Source organism: Streptomyces sp. NPDC005775, assembly GCF_042871565.1.
Taxonomy (GTDB): domain Bacteria; phylum Actinomycetota; class Actinomycetes; order Streptomycetales; family Streptomycetaceae; genus Streptomyces.
Window position 1 is genome coordinate 1 of the sequence record NZ_JBIAIU010000033.1, and the last position, 5,125, is coordinate 5,125.

The 5,125-nt window shown below is 72.6% G+C and carries 6 protein-coding genes; 4 read left to right on the forward strand and 2 right to left on the reverse strand.

Annotated elements, in window-relative coordinates; translation table 11 throughout:
• The 4 genes from ACFYPA_RS37010 to ACFYPA_RS37025 form a co-directional block, all read left to right on the forward strand.
• A partial coding sequence (locus ACFYPA_RS37010) for a polymorphic toxin-type HINT domain-containing protein (RefSeq protein ID WP_389137037.1) occupies positions 1-822 on the forward strand: 822 nt, incomplete at its 5' end.
• On the forward strand, positions 809-1,222 hold the full coding sequence (locus tag ACFYPA_RS37015; protein ID WP_359321155.1) for a CPCC family cysteine-rich protein: 414 nt from the start codon (positions 809-811) through the stop codon (positions 1,220-1,222). The genes ACFYPA_RS37010 and ACFYPA_RS37015, both read left to right, overlap by 14 nt.
• A gap of 55 nt (positions 1,223-1,277) precedes the next feature.
• Complete coding sequence (locus ACFYPA_RS37020; RefSeq protein ID WP_389137040.1) at positions 1,278-2,474, forward strand: hypothetical protein; 1,197 nt, start codon at positions 1,278-1,280, stop codon at positions 2,472-2,474.
• Between the two features lie 104 nt (positions 2,475-2,578).
• Positions 2,579-3,379 (forward strand): hypothetical protein, encoded by an 801-nt coding sequence (locus tag ACFYPA_RS37025; protein ID WP_389137042.1) that lies wholly within the window; start codon positions 2,579-2,581, stop codon positions 3,377-3,379.
• A gap of 73 nt (positions 3,380-3,452) precedes the next feature.
• Here ACFYPA_RS37025 and ACFYPA_RS37030 read toward each other — a convergent pair whose 3' ends face one another.
• Both ACFYPA_RS37030 and ACFYPA_RS37035 read right to left on the reverse strand, forming a co-directional pair.
• Positions 3,453-4,355 carry a hypothetical protein gene (locus ACFYPA_RS37030; RefSeq protein ID WP_389137045.1) on the reverse strand — a complete coding sequence of 301 codons (903 nt, stop codon included), beginning with the start codon at positions 4,353-4,355 and terminating at the stop codon, positions 3,453-3,455.
• On the reverse strand, positions 4,340-5,125 hold a 786-nt coding region (locus ACFYPA_RS37035; RefSeq protein WP_389137047.1), incomplete at its 5' end, for a toxin C-terminal domain-containing protein. The genes ACFYPA_RS37030 and ACFYPA_RS37035, both read right to left, overlap by 16 nt.

The following is a 5,125-nucleotide window of genomic DNA, read 5'->3' on the forward strand; positions in this document are numbered from 1 at the left end:
CCCAAGAACGACAAACCCGACGAGAAGAAGCCGGACGAGAAGAAGCCCCCGTGCACCAAGCACAGCTTCCTGGCGGGTACGCCGGTGCTCCTCGCCGACGGCAGCCGGATTCCCATCGAGGCCGTACGGACCGGGATGCTGGTCACGGTCACCGACCCCGAGGACGGTCTGACCACCGTCCGGCCGGTCACCGACACCATCCGCACCTACAGCGACCGCGCGTTCACCCGGCTCCAGGTGGGGGTGGACGGCCGGACCGCCGCACTCACCGCCACGGACACCCACCCGTTCTGGCTGAACGGGCGGAACGGCTGGGTGGACGCCGGTGACATCCGGCCCGGGGACCGGCTGCGGACCCCTGCCGGGTCATCCCTCACGGTCCGGTCCGTGGCGCACTACCAGCAGCGGCAGACCACGCACGACCTCACCGTCAGCGGCATCCACACCTACTACGTGGGAGTCGCCGGGCAGAACGCCCTGGTCCACAACTGCGACGAGTGGACGAGCAAGGGGAACCTCGACGAGCACTACGCGAAGCACGGTGATGAGATGGGGTACGAGTCGCAGCGGGAGTACGAGGAAGCCGCCAAGGACCTGATGTGCGACTGCGACGGCGGCCGGCCCGGCGTGCTCGTCAAGGAGGCGTCGGAGGACGGCACCGTCCGGTACTTCGACCCCGACACGGGCGAGTACGGGATGAAGAGCAAGAAGGGCATCATCTCCTTCTACAAACTCGACGGTGGCCTGGCGGCGTTCAAGGGGATGCCGGGCACGATGCGGCGCAGGAGGCCGAGGATGCGACGTGCACGTGAACAGGTCTGACGGGGCGGCCGGGTCCGACGGGGACCGGCCCGACCGGTACCCCTGTGTCGCCTGCGGCCACACGGTCTTCGAGGACCCGCCCGGCTCCTCGATGATCTGCCCGGTCTGCAAGTGGGAGGACGACGCCTCCCAGCTGCGCTGGCCCACGATGGAACGGGGCGCGAACCGTGTCTCGCTCGTGGAGGCCCAGCGGAACTACGCAGCGGCGGGGGTGAGCGAGGAACGGTTCGCCCACCGCGCCCGTCCGCCGGAGGCCGGGGAGGACGTCGTGCCCGGCTGGCGGCCCGTCGGTGCCTCGGACTCCTTCGAGGCACCCCTCGTACAGGACCGGCCCTGGCCCGCGGACCGGACGGTTCTGTACTGGTGGACGCGGCGCTTCTGGCGACGCTCCGACGGATGAGACGCGGCGGGGCCCCCGGGCCGGGCGGTGGCGGCCGGCAGAGATAATCGGTCGTATGTCCCCCGGCCCCTCCCCCCAGGTCACCCCCGCCCGTCCCCACCCGGAGCGCCGGCCGGTGCGCGGGCGCGCCGTCACCGCCCTCACCGCCGCCGCACCGGCACTCGGCGCGTACGCCGCGGTGCGGATCGTCGGGCTCGTCGTCTTCTGGGCCGCCGCGTCGGCCGCCGGGAAGAACGCGCCGCACCTGCTCTCCCAGCGCTGGGACTCCCTCTGGTACCAGCGGGTCGCCGAGAACGGTTACGGATACACGGTCACGCTCCCGGGCGGGGGCGTCCACTCCGACCTGGCCTTCTTCCCGCTGCTGCCCGCGCTCGAGCGCGGCCTCGCGGAGGTGACCCCGCTCGGCCTTCCGGGTGCCGGGCTGCTGGTGGCCTGGACCGCCGCGCTCCTCGCCGCCTGGGGGATCTTCGCCGTCGGGGCACGGCTGTACGGGCGCCGGACCGGGGTGGTGCTGGCGGCGCTGTGGGGGGTGTACCCGACGGCGTTCGTCCAGTCGATGGCGTACACCGAGACCCTGTTCACGGCGCTCGCGGCCTGGTCGCTGTACGCCGTGCTGACCCGGCGGTGGATCGTCGCCGGCGCGCTGTGCGCCCTGGCCGGGCTGACCCGCCCGTCCGCCGCCGCGCTCATCGCCGCCCTCGCCGTCACCGCCGCCGTCACCCTCGTACGGGAGTACCGGGCCGGTACCGGCGACGGCATGATCCGCCGCCACGGCCGGATGCTGCTGGGGGTGGTCATCGCGCCGCTGGGCTGGCTCGCGTACGTGGTGTTCGTCGCGGTGCGCGAGGGGCGGCCGTTCGCCTACTTCGACGTCCAGGCGCAGTGGGGCAACAGCATCGACGGCGGCGCGGCCCTCGCCTCCTTCATCCTCGGCCTGCCGCTGCCCGCCATGCTCGGGCTGTGCGCGGCCCTGGCCGCCCTCGGCCGGCTCGTGTCGCTGTGCGTGCGGCAGCGCCAGCCGCTGCCCGTACTCGTCTACGGAATCGCCGTCGTCGTCATCTCGCTGATCGGCTCCGGCTACTTCGGCTCCCGGCCCCGGCTGATGATGCCCGCCTTCCCGCTTCTGCTGCCGCCCGCCGTGGCGCTGCTGCGGCTGCGCTCCACGGCCCGGACGGCGGCGGTCCTCGCGGTGCTCGCCGTGGCCTCGGCGGCGTACGGGGCGTGGACGCTGCTCGGTTCCGGCCCGCCCTGAGTTGGGCCCGTGGGCCCAAGCCGCCGCACCGCTCCGGTTGTTAGCGTGCGGAGTCCGTGCGGGAACAACGTCGGCGGTAGCGGTTCGCCGGTCAGGAGCGGTCAGTGACTACGAGAGTCCCCAGGGCACGTACGGCAGCCATGGCGGCCACCACAGCGGTGCTCTGCCTGGCGGCCGTCGCCTGCGGTGCGGACGACGGGAAGTCGTCCGAGCAGGACGGCGGGAAGGTCGCGGGCGCGAGCGCGAAGCCGAGCGGGGCGCCCTCCCCCGACACTGCCGCGAGCGACTCCGCCGCTCCGTCGCCCACGTCGACCCCCACGAGCAGCGGCAAGGTCCTGGACCAGGCCGGGCTCGCCGCGGTCGCGCTGAGAACCGGCGAGGCGGGGAGCTACGAGGTCACACCCATGCAGGGGGGCGAGGAGAGGGGCACGGAGCGGTCGGAGAACAAGGACTGCCGGCCGCTCGTCGCGGTGATCAACGGCGCACCCGAACCCACCCCGGCCGCCACCGTCTTCCGTACCGTCATGGACAAGTCGGAGGAGGGCAAGGACGACCAGACCGTCGTCACCGAGATCCTTACCTCGCACCCCGGGGGCGGGGCGCAGCAGCTCATGCGCGGTGTCCGGGACGCGGTCCGGGCCTGCGCGGGCGGCTTCCGTACCTCGGGCGCGGACGGCCCCTCCACGTACACGGAGGTCAAGCAGCTCCCGCTGCCCCCGGCCGGCCAGGAGAGCATCGCCTACCAGGTGACCGGGAGCATCGAGGGCGACGAGGTGCCGCTGCTCTTCCAGCTGGTGCGGACCGGTTCGACCATCGTGACGTTCTACGTGGCCGACTTCGTCACGGCGAAGACCCCGCGGCTCCCGGCCGAACTCGTCGCCGCCCAGGCCGCGAAGCTGCCCTGACGCGACGCGGCGTCCCCAGCGGGCCGGACGCACCCAGCCGTTGGCACGTAATGGCGTGGGGCAACGCTGTGCGCTACGCGTCCCCCGGATCCTCCCAGCGGCCCCTGACGGCCCCGTCCGGGTCCGGGACCACGGCGCACCACCGGCCCGCGGTCCTGTCCGCCAGGACGAAGGAGTACCCGTCACCGGTGACGTCGGAGAGAGCGTCGGCGCCGCCGGGCCAGGGCCGGTACAGCAACTCGCCGGGCGGCCCCGGGGCGGCAAAGGCGGTGAGGTCGTCCTCCAGCAGCTCGGGCCGGGGGCGCAGGTCCGGATCGACTGCCACGCAGAGCAGGGAGCGCGGCTGGACCAGCCGGGCGACCTCGTCCGCGTTCTGCGGGGTCACCCGGAACCAACGGCAGCCGTAGGCACCGTGCGCCCAGCGCTCGCACACCAGCGTGACCCGCTCGGACACCTCCCGGACGGCTTTCCAGAAGTCGTCGTCCGCGACGGCTTCCACGGGCCTCGTCACCTCCACGGGCTCCGGGGCCGCCTGCCGCCACTCGATGCTCAGCTCGCCGTCCCGTAGCCGCGCCGGCAGCTCCGAGGCGGCCGCCGGCGCGACGTAGAGGTGTACGGCCCCGTCCCACCCCGACTCGATCCGAAGGCGTCCCGGACCGGACAGCCCGCAGTACGGGCCGTGCCCGGCCACCATGGCCTCGACCAGGTCGATCGCCTCGGCCGGCCCGACTTCCACACCGTTGCGCAGGTCGGCGTACACCTCGGGGAGGGGCAGGCTCACCAGGAGCTCGCCGACCTCCAGGGCGTCGACGTCACAGGCCGCGATCACCGTCGCGACCGCGGCGCGCAGCCGCGCCACGTACGCGGGCCAGCCGGGCGCGTCCGCCAGATCGTCCCGGACGCCCTGGGAACGCGGGCTGATGATCAGCTCGGTATCCAGTCCGGCATCGCGTGCGTCGCTCACTTCGCCAGCCACTTCAGCCCCAGCACCTTTCCGTCCGGCGAGACGTCCAGTCCGTACGTACCGTCCCGGGCCGAGTCCTTGGTCGACTGGAACGGATTCCGGAAGTTGGCGCCCTTGAACACTGCCTGCTTGTTGTGCCCGGTCCGGTCGTAGGTGATGTACCGGGGCTGGCCGCCCGTCGCCTTCTTGTTCTCCCAGATCGGGGCTCCACCCGCGGACCGCTTGTTGGTCTTCGTGTAGCCCAGGTAATCCGCGACGTTGTCAGCCTGCTTGCGCGTGAGCGAGTTGCAGTTGTCGTTGTGCACCAGGACCGGCGTCTGTCCCGCCAGAACATAGTAGGTGTGGAGGCCGTTGACCGTGAGGTCGTGCGTGGTCCGCCGCTGCGTGTAGCGGGAGACACCGGCGACGGAGAGGACCGAACCGTCCGGGGACCTCAGTTCCATTCCGGGCGTGATGTCGCCCGCGTCGGTCCACCCCCGCTGACCGACGACCCAGAACGGGTGGGTGTCGGTGGCGGTGAGCGCCGCGGGTCCACCGGCGGTGCGGACGACCAGGCGGGTGAAGTCCTTGTCGTCGTACGTCGTGATGAGCCGCTCGACCCGGCGTGCCCGGGTCAGCCCGCCGGCCGGGTCGGTGGCCTCGACCCGGTCACCGGCCCGGACCGCCTCGATGGGGACGGCGCGTCCGTCTGCCAGGAGAACCCGCGTGCCGGGCGGGAAGCTGTGCTTGACGTCGCAGGTGGGCGGCTTTTTCTCTTCCGGCTTGTCCTTCTTCGGCGGGTC

Coding starts and splice junctions, on each gene's coding strand:
- ACFYPA_RS37020 (WP_389137040.1), top strand. CDS start 1,278: ATGTCCCCCGGCCCCTCCCCCCAGGTCACCCCCGCCCGTCCCCACCCG.